Source organism: Armatimonadota bacterium (genome assembly GCA_017993055.1).
Taxonomy (GTDB): domain Bacteria; phylum Armatimonadota; class UBA5829; order DTJY01; family DTJY01; genus JAGONM01.
Genome location: JAGONM010000070.1, coordinates 3,393 through 6,582, shown reverse-complemented (window position 1 = coordinate 6,582; position 3,190 = coordinate 3,393). Strand labels below are relative to the sequence as shown.

The 3,190-nt window shown below is 63.5% G+C and carries 3 protein-coding genes; all 3 read left to right on the top strand.

The genetic code is table 11. The annotated features are described in order from the left end of the window. Window positions 1-773 (top strand): SPASM domain-containing protein (locus KBC96_15295; protein ID MBP6965758.1); only part of this gene is annotated, 773 nt, incomplete at its 5' end. A gap of 215 nt (window positions 774-988) precedes the next feature. Further along, on the top strand, window positions 989-1,267 hold the full coding sequence (locus tag KBC96_15290) for a GIY-YIG nuclease family protein (protein MBP6965757.1): 279 nt from the start codon (window positions 989-991) through the stop codon (window positions 1,265-1,267). 360 nt (window positions 1,268-1,627) lie between these two features. After that, entirely contained in the window at window positions 1,628-2,671 is a 1,044-nt protein-coding gene (gene selD, locus KBC96_15285; protein ID MBP6965756.1) for a selenide, water dikinase SelD, read from the top strand. Window positions 2,672-3,190: the final 519 nt, after the last annotated feature.

Sequence of the window (3,190 nt, the reverse complement as noted above, 5' to 3'; positions counted from 1 at the left end):
AGATCGCGCGCAGGATCAGGGAGTCCGGCGTCCAGCGGGTGAGCGTGAGCATTGACGGCGCGAGGGCCGGGTCGCACGACTCGTTCCGCAGGCTCCCCGGCGCGTTCGACTGCGCGTGGGAGGGCGTCGAGCGCATCAAGGCGGAGGGCGTCCCCTTCCAGATCAACACGACGGTCACCCGGCACAATATCGAAGAGATCCCGGCGATCCTGGAGCTTGCGAAGGAGCGGGGAGCGGCCGCGCTCCACATGTTCCTCCTCGTGCCGACCGGGTGCGGGAAGGAGATCGCCGACGACGAGATGATCAGCCCGGACGAATATGAACGCGTGCTGAACTGGTTCTACGACCGCTCGAAGGACGCCGGGATCGCGCTGAAGGCGACCTGCGCGCCGCACTACTTCCGGGTCATGCGCCAGCGGGCGAAGGAGGAGGGAATCCGCATCACCCCGGAGACTCACGGCTTCGAGGCGATGACGAAGGGATGCCTGGCGGGCTCGGCGGTCTGCTTCGTCTCCCACGCGGGCGAGGTCTACCCGTGCGGGTACCTGCCGGTGTCGGCGGGGAACGTCCGGCGGGAGGACTTCGGCGACATCTGGGAGAATGCGGAGGTGTTCCGCGACCTGCGCGGCGAAGATAACCTGCGGGGCAAGTGCGGGGCCTGCGAGTACCGGCGCGTCTGCATGGGATGCAGGGCCCGGGCATACGCGCTCACGGGCAACTACCTCGACCCGGAGCCGTACTGCGTGTACGAGCCGGGCAAGCGCGGGGCATGAAGTGCGTCTCCGCCGTCATGCTGAACTCGTTTCGGCATGCACGCGGGTGTCATGCTGAACTCGTTTCAGCATCCAGGAGTAGGGTGGGTCCTGAATAAAGTTCAGGATGACATCGTTTTGTGTGCCGCGCGCCCACTGTCATGCTGAACTTGGTTCAGCATCCAAGTAGGGCATCGAGCCCCTGGTGCCAAGTGCGATGCACACAGGAGCCGAGTATGTACGTGTACATGCTGGCAAGTCGCAGGAACGGTACTCTCTACATAGGCGTAACGAACAACCTGGAACGGCGCGTGTTGGAGCACAAGTCCGGGCTTGTGCCGGGATTCACGCGGAAATATGCAGTCAAGACGCTGGTATGGTATGAGGAATGCCGGGAAGCCAGGGATGCTATCCGACGGGAGAAACAACTCAAGAGTTGGCACAGGGCCTGGAAGATTGCGCTGATAGAGGAGACGAACCCGGAGTGGCGCGACTTGGCTGCGTGTGGATCCTGAATCAAGTTCAGGATGACATCGTTCTGTGTGCCGCGCGCCCACTGTCATGCTGAACTCGTTTCGGCATGCACGCGGGTGTCATGCTGAACTCGTTTCAGCATCCAGGCGGTGTGTGGGTCCTGAATCAAGTTCAGGATGACATCGTTTTGTGTGCCGCGCGCCCGCTGTCATGCTGAACTCGTTTCGGCATGCACGCGGGTGTCATGCTGAACTCGTTTCAGCATCCAGGCGGTGTGTGGGTCCTGAATCAAGTTCAGGATGACATCGTTTTGTGTGTCGCGCGCCCACTGTCATGCTGAACTTGGTTCAGCATCCGGAGAGTACGAGTAGGAGTGGGAGGGGAAAAGGAGGTGAACGCGAATGGCTGATGAGATACGACTGACCGCGTACAGTCACGGCGGCGGGTGAGCATGCAAAGTCGGTCCTAAGGACCTGGCGCAGGTTCTGCGCCACCTACCGCCCATAGTTGACCCCAACGTGCTCGTCGGCATGAACACCGCCGATGACGCCGCGGTGTACAAGATCCGGGACGACCTCGCCGTCGCGTTCACGGTAGACTACTTCACGCCTGTCGTAGACGACCCCCGCGACTTCGGGGCGATCGCCGCCACCAACGCGATGAGCGACTGCTACGCGATGGGAGTCCGGCCCGCGATCGCGCTCAACATCGTCGGCTTCCCGGTGAAGACCCTGCCGATCTACGTGCTCGACGCGATCCTCCAGGGCGGCGCGGACCAGGCGAAGGAGGCGGGGGTCAGCATCGTCGGCGGCCACACGATAGACGATCCGGAGCCGAAGTACGGCATGGCGGTCGTCGGGTTCACGCACCCTGACGCGATCGTCAAGAACTCCGGCGCGCGGAAGGGCGACAAGCTCGTCCTCACGAAGCCGCTCGGGATCGGCATCATCACCGGCGCGATCAAGAGCGGCGCGGCGTCGGCCCCGTCGGTCCGGAAGGCGGTCGAGCTGATGACCACGCTCAACCGCGGCGCGTCAACCGTCATGTCCGAGGTCGGCGTGGACGCCTGCACCGACATCACGGGGTTCGGGCTGCTCGGGCACCTCTGGGAGATGTGCTCGGCGAGCAGGCTCGGCGCGAGGATCAGCCTGTCGCGCGTGCCCGTGCTCGACGACGTGCGCGAACTCGCGGAGCGGGACATGGTGCCGGGCGGGGCCTACTCGAACTTCGAGTACGTGGCGGCGGACGTGTCGTTCGACGACGAGGTTGACGAGCCGGCGAGGCTGATACTGTGCGACCCGCAGACGTCCGGCGGGCTGTTGATGGCGGTTCCCCCGAAGAAGGCCGACGCGCTCGTCCTGGCGCTGATCGAGGCGGGAGTGCCGGCGGCGGTCATAGGGGAGATCGTCGAGGACCGGCCCGGCCGGATCGAGGTGCTTCCGTAGAGGCCGTCTCTCGATACGCTTCGCTACTCGAGACCGGCGGTCCGTGTGGGTCATGCTGAACTCGATTCAGCATCCATGCCGGTGGGTCCTGAATCAAGTTCAGGGTGACGGTCACCAACCACCAATCACTCATCACAGGTTACAGGTTACCGTTCACTGGTTACCCGCCCCGACAGCCCTGAGTGCTCGGAGCGAAGCGGAGAGTGTATCGAAGGGCGTTCTTGGGGCAGGAGGCCGTCTCTCGATACGCTTCGCTACTCGAGACCGGCGGTCCGTGTGGGTCATGCTGAACTCGATTCAGCATCCATGCCGGTGGGTCCTGAATCAAGTTCAGGATGACGGTCACCAACCACCAATCACTCATCACAGGTTACTGGTTACCGTTCACTGGCTACCCGCCCCGACAGCCCTGAGTGCTCGGAGCGAAGCGGAGAGTGTATCGAAGGGCGTTCTTGGGGCAGGAGGCCGTCTCTCGATACGCTTCGCTACTCGAGACCGGCGGTCCGTGTGGGTCATGCT